Below are 26,776 nucleotides of genomic sequence, written 5' to 3'. Positions count from 1 at the left end.
AATCTGCTCGTGGTTCTCACCTCCGTCCGAAGGAGTTGCTGCAGCGTTCTGTTAATTTGCGATTGAACCAAAAGGCGAGTGTTCCCTCGGCCACCGGAGAGGACGCTCAATCCAAGCCTCTGCGGAAGCTCCCTCTTCACAAACCTGCCAATCACCAACCCGAGTGACTTTTTTTGGTCACCAACCTTTGGTGTTTTGCCAGTCAATCATCAAGGAATTTTCAGAGAGGCTGCTTCATGACCGTGCCCCTAACGTGTTATAGACGACAACTCACGAGCAGGATCGCCAGCTTCTCCGTCCTCTATGACCTTGAAGGGCTAGATCGAGAGACCTTGATGGCGGACGCGTCTGGCCAAGTGGCAAGCACCGCTTCGACGGTGTTGAGAAGATCGGCACTTTCTGGATTGAGGCACCAAAAATGTTGATAGTCGAAGATCAGCCTCACGCCGGTATGGCTATGGATCCACAAGACATCTGCCGCTGAAAACCGCAGATCATCATGTTCAAGCACCAAGCGCCGTCGGACGGGCTCTGGTGGGCTCGGCCAGGCTTCTACTCATCTCTTTCGGGCTGCCGCAGTATCACCATAGGTGCCGCCAACATGCACCACCATAACGGCTTCATGCCAAGCTCCATGAGGTCAAGCATTTCAGGCCGGCTGGTTGAATCCCAGACACTTTTTCGCAAGAGTTCAGGATCTGGGGTGTCCAGCACGACATTTTGCGATGGATGAAACGAGAGGCGGATGTCGAGTGCGCGAGCTTTCGCGCCCAGCGCGCCCAGTTCGTATCGACTATCCTCCACCATTGAATGGAAGTGCGGCATGTCAGGGTGCGTTGCATACGGAGCTAAGTCGGATGACATTCGGTACATGTTGATCCGCGATTGGACCAGGTAGTCGAGGATAGAGTCGACGTATTCGAGGGATACCTTGAGGTGCGGCTGGTTCAAAGCCCGTCGGCTGTCATTGCTCTTCAAGTCCGGACGCCCCATTCTCGCTCTTCGATTGTCCGTGCCTGATGTCCATAGCCTACGGCTCGAAAGCTTTTCTCGTCTCTGGGAGACCGCTCGCCTTGGCAAAAATAGCGATGCTCTCATCTCCTGTACGACCTGGTCTGCCACTTACGGGGAGTGAGGGCGTAAGTGAGGCCAAAGTTCCGTTCGCGCATTCCCCCGGTTCGGTGCTCCCAAGAGCATGTACGAGATTATTGACGAACGTCTCTAGAGGAACAATGCCATGGCAGCTTGGTTGGCTGATCCAGATGTTTCTAATTCCGAGGAGGTCCACATGCCAGACGATCATTTCCGCTCCAATGAAAGGCCTGCATCAATGATGCCAATGTCGGGCAACCGGCCTGCCGCTTCATCTGCTACGCAGGAACCGTCCCCCGCCTTGAGCGACAAAGTCAAAGAAGACGTGGGCGCGGCGCAAGAGACGCTGAAAATTGCCACCAGCAACGCTGCCGAGCAAACGAAGGGCGCCGCCTCCGGGCAGGTCAACTTCGCCGTCCGTCAGGTGCAAGGGATCGCGCGCGCCTTCGAAAAAGCAGGCGCCGAGCTCGAGGGATCAGATCAGGCCGAAGTGGGGCGCTACACCAAGCAGATCGGCCAATCCGTTGACCGGTTCGCAAAGAAGATGGAAGGCAAAGATATCGGCGAAATTGCCACCATCGCAGAGGGTTTCGGCCGCCAGCAGCCACTTGCCTTTCTCGGCATGGCTGCCATCGCAGGTCTGGCCGCGAGCCGATTTTTGACCGCCTCGGCGAACAGGACGACCGCTGGCTCGATCACTCCTTCTGAGACGTCACGTGAGCACGCAACAACCGGGGGAGCGAAGAATGTCTAAGCCATCGGAAAATGCACCCCTGTCTGAGCTGGTCAGCGGCCTCGTTGCGGATGTCACCGGTCTAGTGAGAAAGGAGATCGATCTCGCCAAAACCGAAGCGTCCGAAAAGTTGAGCTCCGCATTGAGCGGAGTCGAGACCATGCTCATTGGACTGGTTCTGGTGATTGGAGCAATCGGTCTGCTCCTAAGTGCGGCAGTCAGCGCACTTGCCGCCTTCCTGGTATCGCAGGATTTCTCCGAAACAAGCGCCAGCGCTCTGGCGTCGTTGATCATCGGAGTGATTGTCGCGCTTCTAGCCTGGGCACTCGTCTCACGCGGACTGTCGGCCCTGCGCGCGCGCAACATGAAACTGCCCCGGACAACAACTTCGCTTCGCCATGATGTTGGTGTTGTAAAGGAGAAAATCTAATGGATCACGTGCACGAAAAGACGTCGGAGGATATCCAGCGAGAAATCGATCAGGACCGCGAGCGCATCAGCCACCGGATCGACGCCATCCAGGAACGCATGTCCCCCGGCCAGCTTGTGGATGAAGCGATCGCCTATGCCAAGGGCAGCGGCGGCGCGGAGTATCTTGGTAATCTGGGACAGTCCCTTAAAGACAATCCGCTTCCCGTGGCTCTGATGGGTGTCAGCCTCGCATGGTTGATGGCGAAGGGCTCGACCTCTTCTGCGACATCGACCGCCACACAGGAACAGCCCGAATATCCGCTTTACGTCGCGCAGGGCCCTGTTCGTCGTCTCGGGCCTCCCGCCCTGGAGAACGGACAACGCTACAGCCACTTCACCGACACCTCCGGCAAGCGCTTGAAGGCGCTGACGGATGAGCGTGGGCACCGGGCCGGCCACTTCACAGACGAGGCCGGCAAATCCTACAGAGGCTTTGCTGATGCGAGCGGCAGTGCCATCACGCATATTGCCGACGAAACCGGGCGGCTGCTCGACGCGGCCTCCGGCTGGGCCCAGGAAAAGTGGCAGCATGCGAAGGAGGCGACAGCTCATCTTGGGACAAGTACTTCCAAAGCGGCTGGGTCCGTCTCGGCACGGGCGTCTGCCTCGGCAGGCTCGTTGCGAGATCAGACGGGACGATTGAACCAGGCTATCCTGACCCAGTTCCGAGACCAGCCACTTGTGGGCGGTGCTTTGGCTTTCGCAGTCGGTGCTGCGATCGGTGCTGCTTTGCCGCATACGGAGCAGGAAGATCACCTGCTCGGCGATGCATCCGACAGCACGAAGGACCGGCTGAAACATGAGGCCACGGACGCTGTTGAGCATGGCAAGGAGGTCGCCTCCGAGCTTTATGACCATGCCGCAAAGGCTGCCAGCGACAGCCAGGAGACGGTCAGGAGCCATATGAGCAATGTGAGCAGGCAAGAAAACACGACAGATCCGACGCCGCCGATTGTCAAAGTCAATCGAGGTGATGGGGAATAGGATGTGTTGACTATCGCAATCCGATCTATCTCACAGGTGGCTTGCGGGGGGACGCGAGATGGCCATCGGAGCTGGAGCATGCGACGTTGCACCCTGCTACGGCGCTAGGTAAAGGGAGTAGGCAACACCACAATCGAGGATTCTCATGGCAACTGGCACCATAAAATTCTTTGCTCAAGACAAAGGCTTTGGTTTCATTACACCCGATGACGGCGGACAAGACGTTTTTGTCCATATCTCTGCCGTCGGCTTCGGTGCCACTCTTACGGATGGTCAAAGGGTCCGATATGAGATCGGACAGGATCGCAAAACCGGGAAGACCAAGGCGGAGAACGTCGCGGTGATCTCAGAGTCCTAAAGCGCGAGCGTCGCGACCGAGGAGCAAAGATGTCGCGGCGCTCTAGCCCTGCTCGCAATCGTCCAGCGCAGGAGGGCTCCACGTCTTCTTAATTAGATACACGGATGAGTTCCCGCGTCTGTCTCGCCGCTTGATTGAACCGGATGCTTCGGTCCTCTTCAAACTCTAATCTGAACTATCCAAGTTAGATAATCCTAATCTTTTCATGCGATTTTGCTGGTCGCGGGTCACCAAGGTGCCGCAGCTCCATCTCCCTCGTGACGGGACCGAAGCATGCCGCAAAAGATCTCGATGTTCGCCTTGTCTTGGAAGTCTGACACAGACTCGCTCGCTGAATACCGTCCGCGTATCGGGGCTTTGATTAGCGCGCTTGGATCCGCACTGCTTTTCCCGTTCATTATCCTGCAGGCTCTTCAGGGACGATGGGGTCTTGCCGCCTTGTTCGCAGCTACGGCAATTATGCTTCTGGTGAACGTATGGGCCGTCAACAAGAGGCACAAGCCGTTCATACCCTTCGCACCTGTAGTCGCCGGACTGACGCTTGCTGTCTGCATTTCGGTTTGGGTGCAGGGTCACAATGGCGTCTTGTGGTCCTACCCCGTGTTGTTCATCGGCTTCTTCATTCTTGCCCGACGCTTAGCAAACCTAATCGGGTTGGCATTGATCCTCGGCGTCTCGTTTGCAACTTGGCAATCGATCGGGGTTTCACTTGCAAGCCGCGTTGCCACGACCTTGTTTCTCAATTTTGTGATGATCAATCTGGTCCTGAATGTGCTGGATCATCTTTATGAGGCTCTGACGCGACAAGCACTTCTTGATCCTCTCACTGGCGCCTATAATCGTCGTCAGTTTCAGAAACGGCTTAACGCTGCATGGGCCGCAAGCCAGCAAGGAGCATTTCTTCTGGTTTTCGACATCGATCATTTCAAGCGCATCAACGACGCCTATGGCCATGACGTTGGCGATGACGTTCTCAGGGCAATCGTAGAGTTGACGCAGTCGGTGAAGCGCCCAGAAGATGAGTTGTTTCGGCTTGGCGGCGAAGAGTTTGCTCTTCTCTTGCCCAAAGCTACTCCTGAACTCGCTTTGCAGATCGGCGAAGCTGTTAGGCGCCGGGTTGAGTCAGACCCACTCATCCCTCATCGAGACTCTGCAGTGACCGTCAGCATTGGAGTCGCTGGGAAACAGATCGCAGAGGGTGCCGATCGCTGGTACAAGCAGGCGGATCTCGCGCTTTATGCAGCCAAGCGCAAAGGCCGCAATCGGGTGGTATACTTTGACCTACTGAACGAGGTGCGCGACGTCGAGCCGGCGTCGCCTAGTATAGAGGGTGCCGAACGCACGAAAGTCGCCTGAAGCACCCTGGCGCCTTTCAGGGGAACCGTTTGCCGGTCAACATGGCCAGAAGCTGGTGTCTGCTGCGTATGCCGCTTTGAAAAAGATTGATCAGCAGCTTTGCATGTTTCTCCACTTGAGCAGAGTTCTCGCGATCTCCTCGAAGCTGGCATACCTTCTCGAGCACTGACTGCAACAGCGCCAAATCTTCAGGCCGTAGAGGAGACGCCAGTTTTTTGGCAACGTCGTTAATCATGATCCGAAAGTAGGTACGCGCTGTAAATCAGCAATGACTTTTTTTGGGTTTCGGCTTTTCGACTATTTACTGCAGACCTCTTGCTCAAGAAGCTGCATCGCCCGTGTGTGGCAGCCGCTGATTTCTCCGGGGCGTTACTGTCGCTCGTGGCAAAAAAGGCTTGCAAACAGGCGGCTCGCTCTGCACAAGCCGAATGCACTCGCGAAAGAAATTCTCCACTTCGGCATGATCTTCTGGAGCGTTTCGAAACAATTTCATGATGATCTCGGCGTGCCGTTCAGTCATCGCTCGAAGGAGCACTTGCTCGGCGCCTCTTCGGCTTGTTCTCGCAGCGGCATAGGCAACTAGGCCCTCATAAAACAGGAGAGCTTCTTCACTGGACTGCGGGAGCATATAGGTTCTCCTTTCTCCGCGGGAGCAATCCAGGAAGGCGAGAAAAGTTCCGCCTCGGCTCCGGCGTGCATGAGAAGTCTCTTTCGCTGGTTGATAAATGTCTGATCCCGAGTCCATCTCTGTCTTGGCGTGACGCTCGGTTGACCGGTCGTTTTTGCCGCGCGCCTGTTGGAGCGGGTGATATCGTGAGCGGGGCCCAAAAATGATTAGGAGCCGCCCTCACCCGTTCGTCAGTCGCGTTATGGAAGAAGTTGCCATTTAAGCCGCAGCTGATCCTTCGTCACCTTCTTTCAGCTGGATCTGGCCACTCGCTGCCATCCGTATTGCTTCTTGCGCCACGCTTCGCCGCGCGACCGCAATATCCCTTGGTTTGAAACCAATAACGCCTGACTGAAGCTCTGACTCGACCATCCGTCGTGTTCTCGGGCTGATCGAGCTCAATACACATTCCTTCAGAGCAGAGCTGGCACCTCGAAGTGCGAGGGTGAGAATATCGCTCGAGATGTCGTTCAGCAAAAGCGAACGGCTGCGCTGCGGCATGATCAGGATATCGTCAAAGAGGAAGATCTGTGGTCGAACCCGCTCCGCCGCGTCCTTGTTGATGATTTCTAGGGACTGCAGCAGCGTATCAACGACTTCCTTGTCGAGCTCGTTCATCATCTCGGCGACCTTACGAGAGCCTGCGGAGTTTCGTTCGACATCGATCTCAGCGAACAGCTGGTCCAAACGTTTCTCGACAATCAAAGCTGCCTTGGGGCTAACACCTTTCAAGTTGATTGCGCGATGCATGATATCCGCTCGGCGGCTTTCAGACAGCTCCATCAGCACCTTCGCACCGAAGGATGATGGAAGCATGGAAAGGATGTAGGCAGCCGTCTGGGGATGTTCGCGAAGCAGCATCCGCCCGATCGCGCGCGGATCGGCGTCTTTAAGCCGCTCCCAAACCGAGGCCTGATAAGCCTGAAACGCCGCTCGCCTTCCAAGCAGCTCATCGACTTCATCGGGAGTTAGACCGTCTTCGAGAATGCTCTCGATTACTTTCGCATTGTCCATAAGACCGGCACCTGCTGTAAACAGTGCCTCGAATTCTGCGACAAGGTGATCGAGCTCATGGGGCGGGATCGTGCGAAGCTTTTGCGCAGACGCAATGATGGTCTGGAGCTCAGACTGGGTGAAGTACTTGAGGAGGCGACCCGCGGTCTCTTTGCCCATGGCCAACATGATGGCCGCTGCCTTGTCCGCCTGGGTCAGGGGCTTGTCTGATAGCGAGTGGCTGAAATCATCGAATGCGAGCGCCATTTCCTGTCCTCCGCAATGATCTTAACCAAATGATTTTCCGGAAAATCACGCTCTGCCAAACGAAGGCGGCAAGCGCTAACAGCTCGGACAGTCAACATGTTGCAGATTGCGCGAACCTTGTCCTGGTCAAAGCGATCGTTTTGCAGAACCAGCCCGCGCCATTGGACAAAAGGTCCTCAAAGAAAAACCCGCCACACGGCGGGTTATCAGGTAAATCTCGCCCCTGGTGGAGCTCCACGGGTTCAATGCCCGCCTCATTTTCTTCGTCCTGACGCGGAGGTCTTTCACGAAAGAAGCCGGTCCGTACGCGGCACTGATCGGACCGGCGAGCTGAGGTCGCTCATTCTCGATGATAAAGCCCGGAGATTACCCCGAGGTTACGTCCGCTGCGTTCTCGAAACAGATTTGATGCTAGGCGCAGCCTGGCGCTCAGGTGTTCAGAGCGTCCTTCAATGCCTTTGCCGGCGTGAACACGAGCTTCTTCGCCGCAGCCACCTTGATGGTAGCACCAGTTGCTGGATTACGCGCGTCACGTTCAGGCGTATGCTTGACCTTGAACTTGCCGAAGCCTGGGATTGATGTCTCCGAACCGGATACTGCTGCGGCGGTGACGGTCTCAAAGACCGCTTCTACCACAGTCTTGGCCTGAGCTCGGGAAAGTCCGTGTTCTTCAGCGATCTTGGCGGCGATTTCGTTGGTGGTGGTCATTTGGGGTCCCCTCGTTTGATGACGGCCAACTGTTCACCAGCGTCTATGACTTGTCACGCTGAAGCAGCGGCACAAGCTACATGTCCACAACAACAAGGCGCTTTTGGACGCTCAATCCCTCACCACCAATAGTGTCTTTACCAAACTTGCTGCCGTCGCCCGGCGCACAGAACCCATTTATCACGCCGCTATGCCCGCGGTCCGACCTAAGTTACGATCATTCACTCGCCCACCGACTTCGAAACCTGCAATCAGGTTGAACAAATCTTCTGCCTCTTTCGCGAGCGAATGGCTCGCAGCGGTCGACTCCTCCACCATGGCCGCATTCTGCTGGGTGCTCTGATCGATCGAGTTGACAGCCGTGTTGATCTCCTTCAACCCAACCGCCTGCTCGCGCGCAGCTTCGACGATCGCCGCGACATTCGCGCTCACGGCCTGTACCTGGCCGACGATCTTCTCCAGAGCCTCACCCGTTTCGGTGACAAGCTGAACGCCATTTTTCACCTGGTCGCCGGATTTGCTGATCAGTGCCTTGATCTCCTTGGCCGCAGTGGCGGAACGTTGAGCGAGTTCCCTCACCTCTTGAGCGACAACAGCAAAGCCCTTCCCCGCATCGCCCGCCCGAGCCGCCTCGACGCCAGCGTTAAGGGCCAAGAGGTTGGTCTGGAATGCGATCTCGTCGATGACGCCGATGATGCTGGATATCTCGGTAGCCGAGGTCTCAATGGCTTGCATCGCTTGGACAGCACGGGAGACGATCTCGCCTGATTGTTCGGCCGAGCGGCGAGTGTCACCCACGAGCTTGCTCGCCTCCTCTGCCCGTCGGCTGGAGTCAGCAACGGTCGTCGTGATCTCCTCGAGCGATGCGGCGGTTTCCTCCACGGATGCGGCCTGCTGCTCCGTTCGCTTCGACAAATCACCGGCAGCTGATCGGATCTGGGACGATCCAGCAGCTATCGCCTGAGCATTCTGACCAACTTGACGCATTGCCTCCTCCAATCGCGCAACCGCCTGATTAAAGTCGATGCGCACGGGATCAAGACGTTCGGCAAACACGCTATCAATCCGGAAGTTCAGCTTGCCGTCGGAAAGCCGCCCGAGAGCTTTGCCGATCGTATCCACGGCGAAACGCACCTCAGCGGCTTCCTCTGCCTGACGCCTTTCGCGCTCAACCCGTTCCTGCTCAGCGATGGACCGGTTGGCATGGGCTTCGGCTTCGAGACGGAGCCGCTCAAGCGCGTTCTCCTTGAAGACATTGACTGCAGCAGCCATCTCTCCGAGCTCGGTTCTGTCACCCACATGAGGGACGTCAGTATCGAGATCGCCGGAGGCAAGCCTGCGCATCGTCCTTGCCATGTTGATCACAGCGCTCGAGATAGACCGTCCGACCGCTGTTGCGAGGACGATCAAGATTAAGACCATAGCTGCCACGGCGGTAAGGACAACCAGTGTTGTGCGGTCCGAAGTGGCAGCGCTTTCTGCCCTGATCAACGAGACCTGGGCTGCAACTTTGGAAGTGAAGTCGATCAGCTTCGGCTCCAACACAGCGAAACTCTCAGACAGTCCTTTGCGCAGAGCTCCTTCCTTTTCGGCCGCCGCCACATAAGCGGTGAAGGCGGATCCGTAAGATGTGAGCGGCTTGGCGACTTTCGCTTTGCTGTCCTCACTGCCAAAGGCTTCTGGTGGCAGTGCTAGGAGGCGCGCCAATGTCTCCTGATGGCTTGCCAGGTACTTCGGATCACGGCGTAAAATGAAGTCCTTCTCATGACGGCGCAGGGTCAGCATCTCGACCATTGCGATGGGGCTTGCACCCTCCTTCAGGCTCTTCTCCACCTCATGGACAGACGCTCTCAGAGCCCCCTCCAGCCCCTCCGAAGGTGTCAGCCCGAGTTTCCGGTTCGCATCGGCGACTTGAGCAAATGCGGCCATGTAGGCTTTGTAGCCAGCCATAATTTCATCGATGAGGCCGGAGAACGCAGCCGTGTTGCTGTTGGCCTGTAGCGCGCTGATCGTCTCCTCAGCTTTCGAAGCAGTAGACTGGTGCTTGGCAACAGACTGCTCGTCTTTGCGGATCAGGAAATCCTTCTCGTGACGACGAAGCTGCAGGAAGATACTATCAAGATCGCGCACCGTGTCGTTAACCGCCACGAACCCATCAATCTGCGCCTGCTGTCGATCAGCAAAAGTCCGATCGGTAACAAACAACCCACACACAGCAAGCAAGCTGACTACAGCCACAACCGTCAGAAGCACCGTTCGATGCGCAACCTTCATTTTCCGCAGCATGTCATTCATCTCCGAAAAGGTTTATGACAGATTTGTGACAAACTTTAATTTAGAAATCATGAAAACTTCGGAACGCCAGCGACGTTCATTGAACAGCTGGGGCTACGCGCGGCGGTCGCTAATCTGAGCTTTGTACTGTCATGCTTTGTTGACTGCTGCAGAAGTTCCATGCTTACTTTTCTTGTGCGTGCCGCACCGCCGCGAATGCACGCGCACCAGAAAAAGCCCGCTCTCCTCGTAGCGGGCTTTTTAGTTGGACCGAGACGCGGACGGTGTATCAGGTGGCAATTCGGCGCCAGGTCGGCCTGGACCTAACGAGGTGCCGCCTTTGATCAGCAGGTCGTTCAAACCTTTATGCTCAGCCAATGCCGTCTCAATTGCCGTTCGGGTCAGAAGCGTTCCTGCATTCCACTTCTCGCTTGATGCCGCCGGGGGGACGCCGTACGGTCCTGCCGAACGTTTTGTTCCCAAAGCATCGAACTCGGCGGACGGTTTGAATGAAAAGCATTTTGCCGACGCGTGCGCAAAATTTCGCCACTCTGGTCATTGCTGTCGCCTGGCTTGGCTACCTGTTGCTTGCAATTTCCTGGGCAGCACAATCCTACCGTAACACGATGAAAGCCGCCGAAGATCGTGTCAGCTCGTCGAGCCTAGTGGTAGCTACTCACGCGCAATGGGTCACCGAGTTTGCAGGACAAGCCACGAGACGCATTGCAGACGTGGCACAAGGCGAGCAGTCCCGTTACCGAGACATCGTTGAAAGCGTCGAAAGCGCCGTTCTCGGACTTCCAGGAAGCGTCAAGGTTTACATCGTCGACGCAGCCGGGAACACCCGCTTCTCCACTGACCCAGATGTGAAACCCGTCGACATCACGGATCGCGGCTACTTCAAGAAGCTTAAAGAAGGTGCCCCGGACTACGTCTCCTCTCTCCTGATCAGCAGGTTGAACGGAGAGCAGATCTTCGTCTTCTCAAGGCGACTGGAAAAAGACGGCATCTTCGACGGTACTGTCAATCTATCGCTATCTGTTGAGATCATGAAGCCGATCTGGGATGCCGTTGATCTTGGCGGCGATTTCGCGGTCAGCTTCATTCGAGACGACGGGCAATTGGTCGCGCGATACCCGAAGGCGGAGAAGCCGCTCGACATGAGCGGTTACGTCCTGTTCACGCGCTATATCAAGGAGGCACCCGTCGGAACCTACGCCTCGGAGGCTTCGCCTCTTGACGGCGTCCAGCGCATCGTCGGTTTCAGGAAGGTGGAGGGCACCCCGTTCGTTGCGATTGCAGCTGGTGATCTCACCTTGCTGATGCACCCGTTCTGGCGGACCGTCACAATACTCGCCATCGTCACCGCTCTTGCCTGTTTGGCTTCGATCAGCGCCGCGTGGCGTATTCGATCACTGGTCCGCGTTCAGGAGATGCAAAGTACTGCCTTGGCCGCGGCGCTGGACCGCAACCAATTCCTGCTTCGGGAGATCCATCATCGGGTGAAGAACAATCTTCAATCCGTCATGTCATTGGTCAGGCTTCATCTCGCGCCCGGCGAAAAGTCACAAGCGCTGACCGACAGGATCAGGGCGATGGTCGAGGTCCATCAACTGATCTATCAACACGACAGCTATCTCGCAATCGACGCTGCTCTCCTTGTAAGGGCTGTGACAAAAAGTGTCGTGTCGTCGTTCGGCAGCGGTGTAACGCCACAATTCGATCTTGAGCCTGCCGAAGTCTCCAACGATCGAGCAACTGCCCTCGCCCTGCTTGTCAATGAAGTCTTATCGAACAGCTTGAAGTACGGGACCGTGGGCGTCGAGGAGCCGGAGCTTCACGTCAGCCTGCAAAGCTCCAATGACGCAGGATATTTCTGGCTCCAGGTGAAGGACAACGGGCCCGGTTTCGACAGCGCCACAATTGGCAGGGGAACAGGCACAAAGCTGATCGAAGGATCCGTTCGACAGCTCGACGGTACCTTCACGCTTTCAAGCGACAATGGTGCAGTGTTCAAGGCACACGTCAGATTATTTGATTAGGCGCGGGCGACCGCACTGTCATTGTGCAGTAACGGATCTGGGGGAAGAGCGTCCAGCTTGTGTTGAGCCGCGTCCGCCTGCAGGAAGTAAGCATGGCTTTCATGACAAGGATAAGACGACCAGAAGAACCGGGCCTCCGACCGGCCCGTGATGCCTCCAGTTAAAGTTCGTCGGCGAGCCAGCGCTTCAACTGAGCAATGTTGTCTTCGTTCCGGCGATATAAGATTGTGCTCCCTACCCTGCGGGAACTCAGCAAGCCCGCGCGCTGCAAGATCGCCAGATTTTGAGACGCGGACGATTGCGAAAGTCCTTGCCATCCAAAACGGCCGGCGGGCACGCCACCTTCGGCGTCAGCAGCGCTCAATCCAAAGGATCGCTCCGGCTCCTTCAGCCACGTCAGAAACTCCATCCGTCCTGGATGGGCCAACGCCTTTAGCGCCTCGTGGATGTCGAGTGGCCGCTTCATGCGAGTGTCACCAGTCAGCGCTTTACCAGGCCGGCTTCGGTCAACAGTCGGAGCACCAATTCATCGCTGCAGCAATAGAAGATGGACTGCCTGTCTCTACGAGCCCGAACAATGCCCGCCTGACGGAGCTTGCCAAGATGCTGGGACAGCGCAGACTGGCTGGTGTGAAGGTCAGCCGCCAGCTCGTTGACGGTCCATTCCCGCTTTATGATCCGAAGAAGTACCTCAAGCCTGGTCGGATTGGATAAGCTTGTAAACACTTTCGCCGCATTCTCGAGGGCATTATCGCTTTCAGTAAGACGGGATTGAGGCTCTAACTTCATCGCTACAACGGTCATGTTCACGTTTCCCAGAAGCCTTAAATCATCCCATCTTAATTAGTCAAATATGGTGAGCGGCCGGTTAACGTAGAGTTGATCCAGCGTTATCGCCGCCCTTGAGCTGCTCAGATCGTCCTTTGATGGATGAAGAACAAAAACTGTCTCGGCCAGCAGCTTTCGCGGCATAAAGGGCTTCATCACAGCACTTTAATAGCTGCTGAGGATCGTTGACGGCTGCGCTCGAGGCCGCCAAGCCGATCAAACCGTGACAGGACCTCTCGAACCCGCGAAATGCGGAACATCTAGCATTCGAACAGCGGCTGCGAGGCGGCTGGCAACGTCATGCCCCCCGCAACCTCAAACGTTAAGGTTAAAATTGCTGCGAGCTCAGCGCCTCCACAGCGGGCGACAAAGTCGAACGCAGCTCGGCAGGCGGAAGGACCCCTGTGACCTGACGCAGCACTGGATCCCCGGCAGGATGACCATAGGTGTCGTTATAGGCCTAATGATCCACTTGATTTAAGAGGAGGGAAAGCTTCTGCAAGCGGCGGTCGAAGATACGCGGGTACGCAAGATCAGTCACCCGTCAAGGTGCCACCCTTCCTCCGAACGCTTAACCCGAGCAAGTTCCTTCCTTAATCTGCATTCTTCGAGAACTGTAAGAGATATTGGATGAGCCCGAGGCTAAACCTGGGCACACAAAGCCCAAGATTTCGCCTCGAAGGGGCTCCTTCTGATATAACTTGAGCAGTGGATGCCGCCCCTCTGCGGCGTCGCAATCGTTGCAGCACGCCACAGAGGTAGGCCTCGCCCCAGCATGGCCTTCGACGCATACCTCCGCAGCGGCTCAGGCTCCAACGGCGACCTCAAGCTTGTTCTCTGCTTTGGCATTGATGGCGGATCCTGATCGTTTGCCCCGCGAATTCAGCGAAATCTTAACAAGAAGCGTGCTCATCTAGTTGCTCAGAGGAGACAAAAACATGCGCGCATTCTTACCAACCATTCTCTGCTTACTTCTCCTAAGCTTTCCTGGCTTTGCAACGGCTACCGAAGCGCCATGGGTGACAGCAAAGGCAACCGCACAAGTTGCCTACACTGTCGATAAGACAAATTGGGTCCCGCTTCGAAAGGGCATGCATGTTCCGAACAATGCATGGTGGAGTTGCCCCATAAAAACCGGACAGGATCAGATTTCTGTTTGACGGTTTAAGAACTCGCGCGGTGACCGATATCCCAAAGCCTTGTGCGGGTGAAGCATGTTGTAATGCTCGAACCACAAGGGCAGTTGGGCGATGACGGTTTCGGCGTTCGGAATGGGGTTGACCGAGACGTAGTCGCGCTTGAATGTTTTGACGAATGCTTCGGCCATTCCGTTGGACTGAGGGCTGCGGACCGGCGTCGTGCAAGGCTCCATTCCGATATCCCGCAGCAGCGATTTCGTGTCTGCCGCAATAAAGCACGATCCATTGTCGGTCAGCCATTCAATGGGCTTGGGAAGGGTATTGATGCGACCGAAGCGGTTCTCGACGGCGGTGATGACAAGGTCCTGAACATCTTCGCTCTTGATGCCCTCAGTGGTGGCAACATGGGCGATGGCCTCGCGGTCGCAGCAGTCGAGCGCAAAGGCCACGCGGACCTTTTCCTTATTGTCGCAGCCGATTTCAAAGCCGTCAGAACACCAACGTAGGTTCGAGTGCGCCACAGCCACACGGCCGTCATGGCGACGGCTATCTATGGCTCCGGTATGGCGTTGGAGAAGCAGGTCATGCACCTTCATCACCCGATAGACGCGTTTGGCGTTCGGCCATGGACGGCTTTCGCTGCGGGCTTTACGTCGCAAGATCGCATGAACCCGGCGGTATCCATAGGTCGGCATCTCGGAGATGATCGCTTTGATTTCATCGACGAGATCATCATCCGCCAACGGCGGCCGACCACGGGCTTTGGAGGAATGCTGTTTCACTCGCTCTGCCATGTTTGACCGGGCGACACCAAAAGTCTCGCACGAAAAAAGATAAGGCGAACGGCGGTGCGCCTGCGAAGGACGACAAGAAAGAAGGTAAAGCCGGCGGCAAGAACAGCGATGGCGACCATGGAAAGAACGGCGGCCGGGGTAAGAGCGAAGGTGATGGCAAAGGCGACCGCGGTGGGAACGGTAATGGTGGTGGCAAAGGAGGCAGCGGCGGTAACGGTAAAGGGGGCGGCAAGGGTAGCGGTGGCGGTAAGGGCGACGGCGGCGGTAACGGTAAGGGCGGCGGCAAGGGAGACCATGGCGGTAACGGTAAGGGAGGCGACGAAGGTGACGGGGGCGGCAAGGGTAGCGGTGGTGGCAGTGGACACAGCGGCGGGGGCGGTAAAGGAGGAGACAAGGGGAACGGCGGCGGTAACGGTAAGGGCGGCGGCAAGGGAAAGGATCGCTAGAGCGGTTCCACCTCTCGCGCCATCTACAGCGCGTAGCGATTGCCAATATCTTGGCTAGCCAGAGCTTGACCGACTTGCTTTCGCGCCTGCTCGGCTCCCGCGCTCTACAATTTTGGGAACGTCACGGCTCAAGGCGCACTCACTTGGAGCGAATCTCCGGTCCCAGCGAAGGAGCTCGATGTCGACGACGTTAGCCGAACGATAAGGGTTTTCAAGCAATCCGGGAGATCGCGTTGCGGGAGAAGCAATTCATCAGCCATATCAGCCGACGCATCGAGCTGTGTAGGGTTGCGAGCGTGAAGCGTTCGAGCGCGGGCGCCAATCGACGAAACATCCGCTCGTCTCAATCTGATGATTACTGTAGGCGTTGCATGTTCTTAGTGCGAAGCTATGCGCGGCTGTTGCTCCGCATGCTTACCCCATGTTGTAAGACCAGCGTTGCCATCACCTGCAAAACCGCATTAAGCAATGGAATACTGTCCTCGGCGACACCAAGTGACTTCGTTGCGCTCCATCGCCTGCCCACCGATGCATATCCCGGAGCCAGGACGACGGCTTTTGCTTTTAGAGCTTCCTACCTCGCACACACGAGTTAGTTTACCACTTCCGAGGCAAACTTCTTATCTGGAGGAAGAACCAATTGAGCAACCAGGATGACAGCGGAAGGGCGCTTCTTGCGCTTATCGATCGCACAGAGGTACTTTCGAAGCAGGTGCTGGCTTTGATCAATCTCAACGCTTTATTGCTTCGGGAAGTCTCATTAGCTCAACGCGAGCCGCTGGAACACTTCGCTAAGCTCGAAGCCGAAATTGGCGGTCTCGGCGAAGCCATCGCCATGGGAACCCGTGAATTCACCGATGTTCCCGTTTCCTCCCAGGCTATCACCGAAGTCTTCGAGCAGGTGCTTCGACAAGGTCGAGCGCTCGTTGAACACGCGCATCAAGAGCGTCAAACGCCGAGGTAATCGCCGCAGCTTTCCTTGATCGCCGTTCTGCGCTAACGCGCAGACGAGCCATGAAGGAAGGCCCTAACGACTTTTCTTGCCCGTGGGTGCGCAACGCGGGCCGCTTTGGCCGGCCCGCGTACGTCACCGCGTCCGGCGGTCAGAAGTCCTGCCACTGCTCGCTCTTTAAAGCCGCGTTGCCTCGTGCAGCGGCGGCGACGTGGTTGACGAGCCGACGTGCCGGTGACGCCAACGGAGGGTAGGTGGAACCGGTTTCGGTTTGAGCCAAGCTTGAATGCGGAGCGCTGGTCTCGAAGCGACCGATGAGCTGGAAGAGAGCGTCGGCCTCTTTTGCCAGCGAGTGGCTAGCAGCAGTCGACTCCTCGACCATGGCTGCGTTCTGCTGGGTGCCCTGGTCCATGGTGTTTACCGCGGTGTTGATCTCTTTCAGCCCCGTCGCCTGCTCTTTTGCTCCTTCGACAATCGCCGTGACATTGACGCTTACTGCCTGCACTTGAGAGACAATGCTCTCCAGTGCCTTGCCCGTCTCGGTCACCAGGTGGACGCCGTTCTCGACCTGCTCTCCTGATTTCGAGATCAACGTCTTGATTTCCTTGGCCGCTGAAGCAGAGCGCTGCGCAAGTTCGCGAACCTCTTGCGCAACCACCGCAAACCCCTTGCCGGCTTCGCCCGCTCTGGCTGCCTCGACGCCTGCATTCAATGCTAGCAGGTTGGTCTGGAATGCAATCTCATCGATCACGCCGATGATATTCGATATTTCGCGAGACGACGACTCTATCGCCTGCATCGCATCAACCGCACGTCCGACAATTTCACCAGAACGTTCGGCAGCCAGCCGTGTTTCCTGCACTTGCTTGCCTGCTTCTTCTGCGCGTCGGCTGGAGTCGGACACAGTGGTCGTTATCTGTTCGAGCGCAGCTGCCGTTTCCTCTACTGAGGCTGCTTGCTGTTCGGTACGCTTCGACAAGTCCTCTGCAGCCGCTCGGATCTGGTTGGAGCCGGCCGCAATGGCCTGCGCGTTCTGACCAACTGTGCGCATCGCATCCTCAAGTTTGCTCACGGCTTCGTTGAAATCGAGGCGAACCTGGTCCAGCCGTTCGGCGAACGAAGTCCGGATCCGATAGTTCAGTTTACCCTCCGAAAGCTGGCCCAGAGCATGGCCGATGCTGTCGACAGCAAATCGAACTTCAGCCGCCTCTTGTGCTTGCTGACGTTCTCGTTCCAGACGCTCCTGTTCGCTAAGCGAACGACTGGTTTCAGCCTCTTGCTCGAGCCGAGCCCGCTCCCTCGCATTGTCACGGAAAATGGCGACCGTTGATGCCATTTTGCCGATTTCGTCTTCCCGGCCCTCGCCATAGATCTGTACTTGCAGGTTGCCGTTGGCTAAATCCGTCATGGCCGCAGTGATCGAGTTGACCGGTCGGATGACGCCGCGCAATACGGTCCAGACGGAAAAGCCTGCGAACATGGCTCCGACTGCCGACAGCAAGATCATCGATTTCGTGAGAAGAGCGCTCAGGTCATTGCCCTGGACGAGGTTCTGTTTTGAGACATCAATCTGCAGGTCAATGAGGCTAGAGATGTCTGTTCCGAGGGGATCGATAGTCGGGTAGAGTTTCCCATCGGCGAAATCGGCCAATGCGGAGCGGTCTCCCGTGTCAAGGATCCGGCGAAGCTCTTCGACGCCTTCGTTAGCCTCGGCGCGAACCTGCGCGAAGTGATCAGCAATCTGGCGCTCCTCACTCGTCAGCTCAGTTGCCATATAGGCTGTCCAATGGTCCTCTATTATTGCAAGGGCTTCATCGATACTTTTAAGTCCATGCTCCGCTGTGATTGCGCCCGAGCGAACCTTGTGAGCAGCATCGACGATAGAGACGGCATAGCCGTCGCCAATTCGCTTGAGTTGCTCCATCGGAACCACTCGATCTTCAACGATCGAATTTGCGATCTCACCTTGCTTTTGCATGGCGTAGAAACTGAAGCACGAGATCATGACGAGAGCTGCCGTCATCAGAGTAATGCACGCAAGTAGCTTGAACTTGATAGTCATAGAGTCCCCTTCCCACTTGAACCAACAGCTGTCAGGCTCTCGTTGTCCGTTGAACCGCTTTCGGTTTAGAATCCTGATCGGATCTCTACACCGTCTCGCCCTTGGTATGTCGCAAGAAGATTAAGAGGAACTTGTTTAAACTTAGCTTAAATTCACCGCGTTTTGCTTATTTTATCGGCAAATGCCTGACAGTTGGCGCCGTCCGCTGCGTATCCGAGTGTGTTCGAGCGTAGTCAGCGCGGGAGGCGTATTCCCGGTATACCTCTTGAGACATCCTCAGTGAGACACTAAACGGTGTATCATTTGGGTTGATTTTGCGCTTATGAGACGCTACCCATTGAAGGTCCAGAACCTAATGAGACGTTTCATGGCAATTTACGGATATGCGCGGGTCAGCACCATCGATCAGGATCTGGCGATTCAAGAGGCGGCTCTGAAGGCGGCCGGGTGCACGGTCATACGGGCCGAAAAGAAATCCGGATCGAACAAGCAGGATCGGAAGGAGCTCAACACGCTCCTGGAATTCATGCGCGACGGCGATAGCTTGGTCGTGACGCGGGTCGATCGGCTGGCACGGTCAGTTGGGGATCTTCAGGACATCGTACGGCTGCTCAAGCAGAAAGGGGTGACGCTGAAGGCGACGGAACAGCCGATCGACACGAGCTCGGCGGCCGGCAAAGCTTTCCTCGATATGCTCGGCGTATTCGCTGAGTTCGAGACGAACCTTCGTAGAGAACGACAGATGGAAGGCATCGCCGCTGCAAAAAGCAGAGGAGTCTACAAGGGCAGGAAGCCCCATGTTGATATTGCTGAGATCCGCCGACTGAAATCCGACGGGATGGGACCAACAGAAATTGCCAAGACGCTGAACATAGGCCGGGCGAGCGTGTATCGCGCCCTTAGAGAAGCCGCATCATCGTAGCACGAGATGGCACCGCCGTAAGCGGAAATAGCGCCTGGCGTTCAGCGTGCTGCTTCTTCCAACAGCCATTGCGCCAGGTTTTGGAGCAACGACGATTTTCGATATCTCGGCCAGACAAGATAGAAGTTCGCTTGCCCCTGAAGCGATCCATCCATAGCCTGGACGAGTCGACCTGCGGTGACATCACGAGAGACGAAGTCTCGGTTGGTGAGTACGATCCCCTGTCCTGCTATCGCAGCTTCAATGGCGTGGGAGGTCTGACTGAAGCTGATGCCCTTGAAGGCGGCGTTGGCTCTTCCGAGGTTCCGCTCCACGAATTCAGGCCAAAATTATGGGCGTCGTGGAGAAGCGTGTAGCGCTCCAGTTCCTCGGGTGTCTGCGGACTGCCGTGCTCCTTCAGGAGGCTCGGACTGCAGACTGCAATAATGTCCTGTTCGAACAGGAGTTCGGCCGAAAGTCCGGGTCCGAACGGCGGTCGGCCATATCGGACAGCGAGATCGACGCCATCCACCTGAAAGCTGGATCGACCGGCGCGACGAACTGGCCGAACTGCTCACCGACCAGGACATCGAAACGCTGCGCCATCTGGTCAATGAAGGCATGGGCGAAAACACCCTGCGCGCGCTGACCTCCGACCTCGCCTATCTGCAGGCCTGGTCGCTCGCCGCGACCGGCGCTTGCCTCCCGTGGCCTGCGCCCGAGGCGCTACTGCTAAAATTTGTCGCCCACCATCTCTGGCAGCCGGAACAGCGCGGCATCGATCCTCACCACGGCATGCCAGCTGATGTCGAGCGGAGCCTGCGCGAGCAAGGCTTCCTTCGCGCGTCCGGGCCGCATGCGCCCGACACCGTGCGGCGGCGACTTGCCAGCTGGTCGACGCTGACGAAATGGCGTGGCCTCACCGGCGTCTTCTCGTCACCGTCGCTCAAGTCCGCGATACGCCTCGCCGTCCGTGCAACGCCGCGTCCAAGAAAACGCAAGAGCGCCAAGGCGGTCACCAGCGACGTTCTGACCAAAATGCTCGCCACCTGCGGCACAGACAGCCTTCGCGATATCCGTGATCAAGCGATCTTGATGGTGGCCTTTGCATCGGGCGGTCGCCGTCGCAGCGAGATTGCCGGTTTGCGCAGGGAACAGCTCACCGCCGAGCCCCCCATCCCCGTCGAAGGCGGCCCTCCCCTCCCCTCTCTCGCCATCCATGTGGGTCGCACCAAAACGTCAGGCGCTGAACACGATGAGGTCGTTTATCTGACGGGCCGGCCCGTGGATGCGCTGAACGCCTGGCTTGCGGCGGCGAAAATCGAAGGCGGGAGTATTTTTCGGAAGGTCGATCGTTGGGGCAACATCTCGAAGCGGGCGTTAGAGCCGAGTGCGGTCAATGCGATCGTTAAGCAACGGGCAACGCTGGCTGGGCTGGAGCCTGGGGAGTTTTCTGCGCACGGGTTGCGGTCGGGATATCTCACCGAAGCGGCCAACCGCGGCATTCCCTTACCCGAAGCGATGGAGCAGTCGCGGCATCGATCCGTCCAGCAGGCGTCGAGCTACTATAACAGTGCGGCACAGCGAAGTGGCAAGGCCGCCCGGATGCTCTGAAGACCGCGCTGGACGAAATTGAAGACGATGACGGATAGGGTATCCGTCGGAGGGCTTGATTCAGATCCTCCACTGAATAGCGTAGCGCTATTCTACCCTCGAAACCTGCCATGTAGGACTCCAAATGGCCTCCTCAAACTTGCAACGGCTTGGACTGGCGGACAATGGGCTCGTCACCGAGAAGGTTGCCATCCTCGTCGGACCCAATGGTTCCGGAAAGAGCCGCTTTCTTCGCGAACTCGCGATCCAGATCCGTGGTGATCGGGATCTGGCGATCATTTCCAATACCGCCCATGATCGCTTTTCCGGCATGAGGGGGTTGAAGCGCATCTCGGCCGGCAGAGGCAGCAGGTCTCCAAAGAGCATCGTCAAACGCGCGATTGGAAGGACCATCGACCAATCTGACTCACGATTTTGCCAGATCGGCGCGATCCTTGAATACTGCGGGTATCGGCCACGGTTGGGGTTTCTCATCGACCAGACCCGTACACGGCATATCTGGACCCAGCAGATTTCCTGTTTGATCCAAACGACTACGACGCCGTCGTCGCATTCTAGCGCCGGCACAACCCGGAGGAAATTCTCTGGATCGGCCAGAGCGAATCGGCGTTGTCGTTTTCGTTGAGTCGAGAATTCGGAGCTATCCTCCGCAGCGAGGATAGCCTTCGCCGGCTTGGACGCATTCGCGGAATCCAAGTCTTTCTCGAAAGGCACGATGGCGAAGTCATCGAGTTGCTGAACGCCAGTTCGGGCGAGCTCGCACTGATCTCCTCCCTCGTGTTCTTGATCAGCTCCATTGGTCAGGAACCGGTTATCCTGATTGACGAGCCCGAGAACAGCCTTCATCCCCGCTGGCAGCGGCAGTACCTCGAGAAAATCGTCGCTGCAGTCTTTTACCGCAACGCCACGATCGTCGTCGCGACCCACGCGCCTTTGATCGTCGTTGGAGCTCTTGGTGCGTTGCCCGATATTGTCTCTGTGTTTCAAGTTCAAAATGGTGAACCGTCCGCACTGAATCTGAAGGAGGCCAAGGACACTGCGGCCAACGTGGAAGGCGTCCTTTGGCGCGCTTTTGATGTGATCACACCAGCCAGCCATTTCGTGAGTGAGGAGATGGTGGGTGTCGTTACGCGGGTGGAACGCGGTGAGATGACACGCGATAGCGCAATCGCGCTCGTCAACGATATGGCGATCAAGAGCTTCGACGAAAGACAACGGAAGTTTTTCAAAGCAGTTGAAGACCTGATCGGGCAGGTCGACGAACAGCTGCACGGGATCGACAAGAGCGATGGCTGACCGCTATTTGCCGGCGCTTGACGATTTCCAGCTGAGTGAGGAAGAAGCTGCGGCGGTCGGGAAGGCTTTGGGAACAGATAAGCCCTGGGACTGGGAATCCGAGGACCAGAACGAACTGCAGGCGCTCAAAAGCGCGAAGGACAAGATCCTCGCCTATCACCTCGCGCGCCATGGCGGAAATTGCTGTTATTGCCGCCTGAACCTAAATGGTGCAGGCCCGTACATGACCGATCGCGAGCACATCCTTCCCAAGGAAAAAGCGATCTATCAACCATTCAGCTATGCGATGTGGAATCTCGCGGCCGCATGCAAGCGGTGCAACATGCAGTTCAAGCGTAGCGGAGACGGCTTTGTCGTAGACACGGACGATTCAACCAAGTTTCAAGACAGCGATAACTATCGCTTTGTGCACCCGAATTTCGACGCCTACAGCGAGCACCTGATACGGCTCGAAGCGCAGGTTGACACCAAGAACATCGTTGTGTTCGTGAAGACGGCCGGGAGTGAAAAGGCGATCTACACGCATGACTTCTTCGCCTTGCATGAACTGCAGGTCGATAGTTTCGACAAAGCGCAGGGTCTTGAAGGGGAAAGTCCCGAGACGGAACTTGCTGCCAAGGTTCGTGGGCTTGCGAAGCAATTCGATCAGTAGCGGAATTTCGGTTACATGGACCGCTTCAGGTGGCGGGCCTTTCGCAGAAGTACGTGATCCGCGGATCATGCGACAAGAAACTCTTCTTCCAGAATCCCGTTCGAAAAATGATTGTTTTTCAATTGTTTAAGGCTGTGGTCAGCTGACCACTAAAAAGATGCCCTCGGCGCCGTGTGCCCTGAGGGGCGGGGCTATGAGGCTGACTTCTTCAGGAAGCATCATCACCGCCCCCATCCCTGAACTCGTCCAAGAGGTCGCGGACAGCCGCATGCGTTCCACCGCCGATCTCCGGCCAGATCGCACCGCCGGGTGCGCCGCCCCCCAGTTCTCAATACCGCACACGCGTCCCACCAGCCCCCGACCCAGAGAGCTGGAACGACCCTGCCCCCGTAACATACGTTCATTTTCAGCTGCTTGGGACTGTGGTCAGCTGACCACAAAGAAAATTGCCCAGATGCTTTCATGGTCGCGCCACCCGCATCTAATTTCGAGTTCGGGCTCATTGAAGCCTATCCAGCTTGCAAACTCCCCTGCCCGTTGGCCCTCAACAACGCCATTATCATCGGACCAAGCGAAAACTCTCCTCGTTCCGTGCGCCTTGTCAGATCCCGCAGATAGCCGCCAGCCGAGTTGATGAAGTTTGCACGCTCCAGGATGCAAGCGACAGCCGCGGCCGCGTTTTCCGGGCCCATGGTATCGCAGGCCTCCTGATAAGCCGATGGGCTTATCTTCAGCATCGATCGAACGACCACTGCGGCCGCCATCAAATCGCGCCAGTTTCCGATTGCGCCCCCCGGCCCGTAGTCCGATATCATCGGGCATGCCTTCAACACCACACCCAGCGGGAACGCCTTTATCACCTCACTCTTTGGCCGGCGGATTTCGCTCGGCTTCGCCCTCTGCTCATTTCCAGAGCTAGGTTCAAGTTCACGGATGGATTCGGGATTTGAATTCTGTATGTGCCGCTCATTGTGAGCACCATTGGTGCTATTATTTTCGGAATCTTCCTGAACTTCCAGCCGATTGACTATCTCCTCGCGCAGCATCTCCATTTCGTCAAGGATCGTCGTCACATTGGCAAGCGTCGGAGCGCGCGGGATTCTGCCCACAAGCGCTACATAGATGTCCTCGATCGCTTTCCAGTCGCCTTCGGCCCCTTCATCCATCGCGGCCGTAATTAGCTTGCGGACATCGCGCCGGCAGATCGTCAGGTTCTCCTTGGCCTTCCTGAACGCCGCTCTGTTGGCCATCACCTGCTGCGCCATCATCGCCAACTCTTCGGACCGTGCCAGGAGCGGCGACAGGTCGAAACCGAAGGCGCTCTCGATCCGGCCCTCGCCGTCCTTACGGGCGTAGCGCTTTCCATTGGCGCTATCCTTTCGGACGATTAGGCCTGCTTCCACCAGGATGGCGATATGTCTGCGCAAAGTCGCGCCCGCCATCGCATGTGCTCGTAAAGCAAGTTGAGCATTCGAGGGGAAGACAATCAGTTGGGCGTCTTGGCGCAACTCATTCTCAGGATAAAAACTCAAAAGCGCGTCAAGAACCGCGAGGCTATTGGACTGAATCCCGAGCAGTTCCATGGCGGCGGAGGCGTCTCTGAAGACTTTCCACTTATCCGCTGCCTTGCCTTGTTTGATATCGGCCGAAGCCGACTGGCGCCGCACGAGCGCAAGCGTCATCGGCCGCCGCCCGAATGGCGTCGTCACACTTCCTGTCTGCATCGTCTTTCACCTTTCAGCAGGCAAAAGAAATCAGCTCACCAAAACGGCGCCAAAGACTCTTGACGAAGATTCGAGGAAATGCGATTCTGTTCGTGCTAAAGAGACAGAAGGGCTTCCACGACGGCAACGTTGAGGGGGCTCTTTTCTTTTGCGGGTTAGTCTCCCTGTTTCTGTTGATGCTTTGCACGGTGTGCCTGATAGAGCGCCGGCAAATGTTCGAGTACGAAGGCGGCAAAGTCTGGCGTCGCCTTCCTGTCGATCGTAATCTCCAGCTTGCTCTTGCTCTGTGTCACCTGCGCAAGTCTGTCCCCATCGGGGGTCGACATGACGTCGGGAAGCCCGCGCGCAATACGACGCGGCTTGAGATGGCCTATAAGCGCCTTGAACCGGTCTGCCGATGGCAGCGTCTGCACCTCTGCTGAGGCCGCAAATTTGATCGCGTCCGACGGCGAAGCTGCCTTCTCGACCAGTTCTGCCAGTTGTTGCCAGCTGGGTCGTCCAACTCCTGGAGCAGCCCCAATGGCATCGACCAGTTCGGAGGGGAGGGCGTCGACAAGAAGGAGCATCTTCGACAGATTGCTTTTATCGATCGACATTGCGGCAATGACGATCTCTCGCGAGAACTGCTTATTCAGTCGATGCGCGAACCGCGCCTTTTCGATGAAGGTGAGATCCTCACGCTCATTGTTCTCCTGACCCTGCGCGACGACGAGTTGCTCGTCCGTCAGGTCACGAACGATTGCCTTTACAGGAAGGCCAAGATGTAGAACCGCGCGCAGTCGGCGGTGGCCAAAGGCCACCTGATATCGGCCTGGCTGTTCGGGATGAGGTCTCACCAAGATCGGGACCTGCTGCCCTTGCTCGCGGATTGAATCAAGGAGGCCGTCAATGTCCCCCTGCATGCGATCCTGCACGAAGGAGGGCTCGATAGACAAAGCGTCCAGTTCCACCACGGCGTGGCCCTCTGCAAGCCGCCGCTCAATCTCCTCCGCGCGGCCAAGTCGATCGTTCTGCTCGCGTAGCGCGTTGCCAATGTTTGCGGTCAGCTTCGTTGACGGGTCTCGCTCTTTTCTCACCACCCCGAGAAGCGGCATGGAGCGGCTCTTTGCAGTCCGGCTCTCTGCTGCGGGCGTTTCGGGTGCGTCTGTCGAGACTCCGAGGATGTGCTTGCGGCTCATGTCGGTCTACCCCATGCTTTTTTAATCAGGCCTTCGATTTCGTCGTTGACCGCGTTCATGGCTTCCAAGGCTCGATCATAGGTCGAGCGCGTGAACTGGCTGCGCTCGACTTCGAAAAGGGTCTGGTTGGTTAGGCCGGCGTCCGAAACCGCCGTCGTCTTAAGCATCGGGAAATTGAGAACATTTTCACCAAAGATCGACCGAAGATAACCTACCATCTGGTTTTGCGGTCCATCGCTTGGTTCGAAACGCGTTATCAGGTAGCGCATCCAATTGAACTTGAACTCGGCCCCGGCGTTCTCAATTTCGCGTAGCAGGTTCGATGTCATTGCCAGGAACTGGTTCATGGACATCACGTCCAGCATCTGCGGATGCACAGTGACCAAGATGGAGGTTGCCGCCGTCATTGCCGACAGCGTGAGGTAGCCTAGCTGGGGAGGACAATCGATAACGACAACGTCATAGTTATCCGCGATGTCTTCGATGACTTGACTGATCCGACCGTAGAAGAGCGTATCGCCTTCCTTTCGCTTCATCAGCGCACGCGGCGTGTCGTGCTCGAATTCCATCAGTTCGAGATTACCGGGGATGAGGTGGAGATCGGGAATATAGGTCCCTCGGACCACTTGCTCGACCGGTACCTGCTCCTCATCATACCTGATGGCGCCGTAGAGAGTTTCGTTCGGACCCACGTCTGTTTCTGGCTGACTACCGAAGAGGGCGGAAAGGCTTGCCTGGGGATCGAGATCGATTGCCAGAATCCGGTACCCGCGCATGGCCAGATACTGTGCGAGATGCGCGGCGGTGGTCGTCTTACCCGACCCGCCTTTAAAATTCATCACTGAAATAACCTGAAGCTGCTCACCGTCTCGGCGATGCGGCAGGTAGCGTCTGTTCCCGCGGCCGACCTGGTCCATATGCTTGCGGATTGCATGGATGTCTTCGATCGAGAAAGTCCGCCGACCACCTGGGCTCATGGTCAAGTTCAGCTCTGGCATTTCCGAAGCAGTCTGCCTTAAATAAGACTCACCGACGCCAAGCAGCTTGGACGCCTCCGATGGCGCAAATGTTCGAATGCCCTTCTCGGAGGTCGGAGGGAAGACCTTGAGATGATGTGCTTGAAGTTGGCTAGAGAGGGCGTCTGCATGACGCTCCATCAATGCGGTCAACCCTTCAAATACGGGCGCTGTTTTCGCGGCGTTCTTCGCCATCTCAAAACCCATTTCTTGCCAGTGGCGATATTTT

24 protein-coding genes and 3 pseudogenes are annotated in these 26,776 nt (G+C 56.9%); 11 read left to right on the top strand and 16 right to left on the bottom strand.

The genetic code is table 11. From position 1 onward, the window contains the following. Window positions 1-301: 301 nt before the first annotated feature. Window positions 302-511: a hypothetical protein gene (locus tag ASE36_RS23210; RefSeq protein WP_274533390.1), complete on the bottom strand. Its 210-nt coding sequence runs from the start codon at window positions 509-511 to the stop codon at window positions 302-304. A gap of 41 nt (window positions 512-552) precedes the next feature. Next, window positions 553-993, bottom strand: a complete 441-nt coding sequence (locus ASE36_RS23205; RefSeq protein WP_062284769.1) for a hypothetical protein — start codon at window positions 991-993, stop codon at window positions 553-555. 295 nt (window positions 994-1,288) lie between these two features. On the opposite strand from ASE36_RS23205, the gene ASE36_RS20940 reads away from it, so the two are divergent. The 5 genes from ASE36_RS20940 (at window position 1,289) to ASE36_RS20920 (ending at window position 4,994) form a co-directional block, all read left to right on the top strand. After that, on the top strand, window positions 1,289-1,846 hold the full coding sequence (locus ASE36_RS20940) for a nutrient deprivation-induced protein (RefSeq protein ID WP_156378738.1): 558 nt from the start codon (window positions 1,289-1,291) through the stop codon (window positions 1,844-1,846). Next, window positions 1,839-2,255, top strand: a complete 417-nt coding sequence (locus ASE36_RS20935) for a phage holin family protein (RefSeq protein WP_062284767.1) — start codon at window positions 1,839-1,841, stop codon at window positions 2,253-2,255. The genes ASE36_RS20940 and ASE36_RS20935 overlap by 8 nt, the downstream gene beginning before the upstream one ends. Continuing rightward, a complete protein-coding gene (locus ASE36_RS20930) occupies window positions 2,255-3,280 on the top strand; it encodes a DUF3618 domain-containing protein (protein ID WP_062284765.1) in 1,026 nt (341 codons plus the stop codon). The genes ASE36_RS20935 and ASE36_RS20930 overlap by 1 nt, the downstream gene beginning before the upstream one ends. 145 nt (window positions 3,281-3,425) lie before the next feature. Further along, window positions 3,426-3,638, top strand: a complete 213-nt coding sequence (locus ASE36_RS20925; RefSeq protein WP_062284762.1) for a cold-shock protein — start codon at window positions 3,426-3,428, stop codon at window positions 3,636-3,638. 273 nt (window positions 3,639-3,911) lie between these two features. Continuing rightward, on the top strand, window positions 3,912-4,994 hold the full coding sequence (locus ASE36_RS20920) for a sensor domain-containing diguanylate cyclase (protein WP_062611385.1): 1,083 nt from the start codon (window positions 3,912-3,914) through the stop codon (window positions 4,992-4,994). Between the two features lie 16 nt (window positions 4,995-5,010). On the opposite strand, the gene ASE36_RS20915 is transcribed toward ASE36_RS20920, so the two are convergent. The 4 genes from ASE36_RS20915 to ASE36_RS23200 form a co-directional block, all read right to left on the bottom strand. Continuing rightward, on the bottom strand, window positions 5,011-5,229 hold the full coding sequence (locus ASE36_RS20915) for a hypothetical protein (protein WP_062284758.1): 219 nt from the start codon (window positions 5,227-5,229) through the stop codon (window positions 5,011-5,013). Between the two features lie 651 nt (window positions 5,230-5,880). Beyond that, window positions 5,881-6,921: a flagellar motor switch protein FliG gene (locus tag ASE36_RS20905; RefSeq protein WP_062284753.1), complete on the bottom strand. Its 1,041-nt coding sequence runs from the start codon at window positions 6,919-6,921 to the stop codon at window positions 5,881-5,883. A 429-nt stretch (window positions 6,922-7,350) separates the two neighbouring features. Further along, window positions 7,351-7,629, bottom strand: a complete 279-nt coding sequence (locus tag ASE36_RS20900) for an HU family DNA-binding protein (protein ID WP_062284751.1) — start codon at window positions 7,627-7,629, stop codon at window positions 7,351-7,353. A gap of 180 nt (window positions 7,630-7,809) precedes the next feature. Then, window positions 7,810-9,915: a methyl-accepting chemotaxis protein gene (locus ASE36_RS23200; protein ID WP_062284749.1), complete on the bottom strand. Its 2,106-nt coding sequence runs from the start codon at window positions 9,913-9,915 to the stop codon at window positions 7,810-7,812. A 497-nt stretch (window positions 9,916-10,412) separates the two neighbouring features. On the opposite strand from ASE36_RS23200, the gene ASE36_RS20890 reads away from it, so the two are divergent. Next, complete coding sequence (locus tag ASE36_RS20890; protein WP_062284747.1) at window positions 10,413-11,945, top strand: sensor histidine kinase; 1,533 nt, start codon at window positions 10,413-10,415, stop codon at window positions 11,943-11,945. 160 nt (window positions 11,946-12,105) lie between these two features. Here ASE36_RS20890 and ASE36_RS20885 read toward each other — a convergent pair whose 3' ends face one another. From ASE36_RS20885 to ASE36_RS22790, 4 genes and pseudogenes are all read right to left on the bottom strand, one after another. Further along, window positions 12,106-12,411, bottom strand: a complete 306-nt coding sequence (locus tag ASE36_RS20885; RefSeq protein ID WP_062284745.1) for an ArsR/SmtB family transcription factor — start codon at window positions 12,409-12,411, stop codon at window positions 12,106-12,108. A gap of 14 nt (window positions 12,412-12,425) precedes the next feature. Continuing rightward, complete coding sequence (locus ASE36_RS20880; RefSeq protein WP_062284743.1) at window positions 12,426-12,749, bottom strand: ArsR/SmtB family transcription factor; 324 nt, start codon at window positions 12,747-12,749, stop codon at window positions 12,426-12,428. 1,168 nt (window positions 12,750-13,917) lie between these two features. Then, window positions 13,918-14,736 (bottom strand): annotated as a pseudogene (locus tag ASE36_RS20875) (IS3 family transposase); the annotation flags it as partial. Beyond that, window positions 14,691-15,071: a hypothetical protein gene (locus tag ASE36_RS22790; protein WP_162244234.1), complete on the bottom strand. Its 381-nt coding sequence runs from the start codon at window positions 15,069-15,071 to the stop codon at window positions 14,691-14,693. The gene ASE36_RS22790 and the pseudogene ASE36_RS20875, both read right to left, overlap by 46 nt. 721 nt (window positions 15,072-15,792) lie before the next feature. Between ASE36_RS22790 and ASE36_RS22700 the strand changes: the two genes are divergently transcribed. After that, complete coding sequence (locus ASE36_RS22700) at window positions 15,793-16,116, top strand: hypothetical protein (protein ID WP_156378737.1); 324 nt, start codon at window positions 15,793-15,795, stop codon at window positions 16,114-16,116. A gap of 139 nt (window positions 16,117-16,255) precedes the next feature. Here the strand turns inward: ASE36_RS22700 and ASE36_RS20860 are convergent, their stop codons facing one another. Further along, entirely contained in the window at window positions 16,256-18,166 is a 1,911-nt protein-coding gene (locus ASE36_RS20860) for a methyl-accepting chemotaxis protein (RefSeq protein ID WP_062284734.1), read from the bottom strand. A gap of 367 nt (window positions 18,167-18,533) precedes the next feature. Here ASE36_RS20860 and ASE36_RS20855 point away from each other — a divergent pair, with 367 nt between their 5' ends. Next, a complete protein-coding gene (locus ASE36_RS20855; RefSeq protein ID WP_062284732.1) occupies window positions 18,534-19,088 on the top strand; it encodes a recombinase family protein in 555 nt (184 codons plus the stop codon). Window positions 19,089-19,129: 41 nt separating this feature from the next. Here ASE36_RS20855 and ASE36_RS22355 read toward each other — a convergent pair. Next, window positions 19,130-19,611 (bottom strand): annotated as a pseudogene (locus tag ASE36_RS22355) (LysR substrate-binding domain-containing protein); the annotation flags it as partial. Here ASE36_RS22355 and ASE36_RS20845 point away from each other — a divergent pair. Continuing rightward, a pseudogene (locus tag ASE36_RS20845) lies at window positions 19,611-20,681 on the top strand (tyrosine-type recombinase/integrase); the annotation flags it as partial. The pseudogenes ASE36_RS22355 and ASE36_RS20845 overlap by 1 nt on opposite strands. Window positions 20,682-20,814: 133 nt before the next feature. Here ASE36_RS20845 and ASE36_RS23075 read toward each other — a convergent pair. Beyond that, a complete protein-coding gene (locus ASE36_RS23075; RefSeq protein WP_244474818.1) occupies window positions 20,815-20,976 on the bottom strand; it encodes a hypothetical protein in 162 nt (53 codons plus the stop codon). 314 nt (window positions 20,977-21,290) lie between these two features. Here ASE36_RS23075 and ASE36_RS23070 point away from each other — a divergent pair, with 314 nt between their 5' ends. Next, entirely contained in the window at window positions 21,291-21,977 is a 687-nt protein-coding gene (locus tag ASE36_RS23070; RefSeq protein WP_320410159.1) for an AAA family ATPase, read from the top strand. Further along, a complete protein-coding gene (locus ASE36_RS20835) occupies window positions 21,970-22,629 on the top strand; it encodes an HNH endonuclease (RefSeq protein ID WP_062284729.1) in 660 nt (219 codons plus the stop codon). The genes ASE36_RS23070 and ASE36_RS20835 overlap by 8 nt, the downstream gene beginning before the upstream one ends. Before the next feature lie 509 nt (window positions 22,630-23,138). Here the strand turns inward: ASE36_RS20835 and repC are convergent. From repC to repA, 3 genes are all read right to left on the bottom strand, one after another. Continuing rightward, on the bottom strand, window positions 23,139-24,353 hold the full coding sequence (gene repC, locus ASE36_RS20830) for a plasmid replication protein RepC (protein ID WP_062284728.1): 1,215 nt from the start codon (window positions 24,351-24,353) through the stop codon (window positions 23,139-23,141). 155 nt (window positions 24,354-24,508) lie between these two features. Further along, window positions 24,509-25,531: a plasmid partitioning protein RepB gene (gene repB / locus ASE36_RS20825; RefSeq protein WP_062284724.1), complete on the bottom strand. Its 1,023-nt coding sequence runs from the start codon at window positions 25,529-25,531 to the stop codon at window positions 24,509-24,511. Continuing rightward, entirely contained in the window at window positions 25,528-26,742 is a 1,215-nt protein-coding gene (gene repA, locus ASE36_RS20820) for a plasmid partitioning protein RepA (protein ID WP_062284916.1), read from the bottom strand. The genes repB and repA overlap by 4 nt, the downstream gene beginning before the upstream one ends. Between the last annotated feature and the right edge of the window lie 34 nt (window positions 26,743-26,776).

Source organism: Rhizobium sp. Root274 (assembly GCF_001429245.1).
In the GTDB taxonomy this organism is placed as follows: domain Bacteria; phylum Pseudomonadota; class Alphaproteobacteria; order Rhizobiales; family Rhizobiaceae; genus Allorhizobium.
Note: the sequence above shows the minus strand (reverse complement) of the source record. Positions and strands in the feature narration are given on the sequence as shown.

Coding starts and splice junctions, on each gene's coding strand:
- ASE36_RS20905 (WP_062284753.1), bottom strand. CDS start 6,921: ATGGCGCTCGCATTCGATGATTTCAGCCACTCGCTATCAGACAAGCCC.
- ASE36_RS20915 (WP_062284758.1), bottom strand. CDS start 5,229: ATGATTAACGACGTTGCCAAAAAACTGGCGTCTCCTCTACGGCCTGAA.
- ASE36_RS23205 (WP_062284769.1), bottom strand. CDS start 993: ATGGGGCGTCCGGACTTGAAGAGCAATGACAGCCGACGGGCTTTGAAC.
- ASE36_RS20890 (WP_062284747.1), top strand. CDS start 10,413: ATGAAAAGCATTTTGCCGACGCGTGCGCAAAATTTCGCCACTCTGGTC.
- repA (WP_062284916.1), bottom strand. CDS start 26,742: ATGGCGAAGAACGCCGCGAAAACAGCGCCCGTATTTGAAGGGTTGACC.
- ASE36_RS20935 (WP_062284767.1), top strand. CDS start 1,839: ATGTCTAAGCCATCGGAAAATGCACCCCTGTCTGAGCTGGTCAGCGGC.
- ASE36_RS23075 (WP_244474818.1), bottom strand. CDS start 20,976: ATGGGCGGTATTGGAAATGATCGCCAGATCCCGATCACCACGGATCTG.
- ASE36_RS20880 (WP_062284743.1), bottom strand. CDS start 12,749: ATGACCGTTGTAGCGATGAAGTTAGAGCCTCAATCCCGTCTTACTGAA.
- ASE36_RS20940 (WP_156378738.1), top strand. CDS start 1,289: ATGCCAGACGATCATTTCCGCTCCAATGAAAGGCCTGCATCAATGATG.
- ASE36_RS20900 (WP_062284751.1), bottom strand. CDS start 7,629: ATGACCACCACCAACGAAATCGCCGCCAAGATCGCTGAAGAACACGGA.
- ASE36_RS20860 (WP_062284734.1), bottom strand. CDS start 18,166: ATGACTATCAAGTTCAAGCTACTTGCGTGCATTACTCTGATGACGGCA.
- ASE36_RS20920 (WP_062611385.1), top strand. CDS start 3,912: ATGCCGCAAAAGATCTCGATGTTCGCCTTGTCTTGGAAGTCTGACACA.
- ASE36_RS20925 (WP_062284762.1), top strand. CDS start 3,426: ATGGCAACTGGCACCATAAAATTCTTTGCTCAAGACAAAGGCTTTGGT.
- repC (WP_062284728.1), bottom strand. CDS start 24,353: ATGCAGACAGGAAGTGTGACGACGCCATTCGGGCGGCGGCCGATGACG.
- ASE36_RS20885 (WP_062284745.1), bottom strand. CDS start 12,411: ATGAAGCGGCCACTCGACATCCACGAGGCGCTAAAGGCGTTGGCCCAT.
- repB (WP_062284724.1), bottom strand. CDS start 25,531: ATGAGCCGCAAGCACATCCTCGGAGTCTCGACAGACGCACCCGAAACG.
- ASE36_RS20855 (WP_062284732.1), top strand. CDS start 18,534: ATGGCAATTTACGGATATGCGCGGGTCAGCACCATCGATCAGGATCTG.
- ASE36_RS20835 (WP_062284729.1), top strand. CDS start 21,970: ATGGCTGACCGCTATTTGCCGGCGCTTGACGATTTCCAGCTGAGTGAG.
- ASE36_RS20930 (WP_062284765.1), top strand. CDS start 2,255: ATGGATCACGTGCACGAAAAGACGTCGGAGGATATCCAGCGAGAAATC.
- ASE36_RS23200 (WP_062284749.1), bottom strand. CDS start 9,915: ATGCTGCGGAAAATGAAGGTTGCGCATCGAACGGTGCTTCTGACGGTT.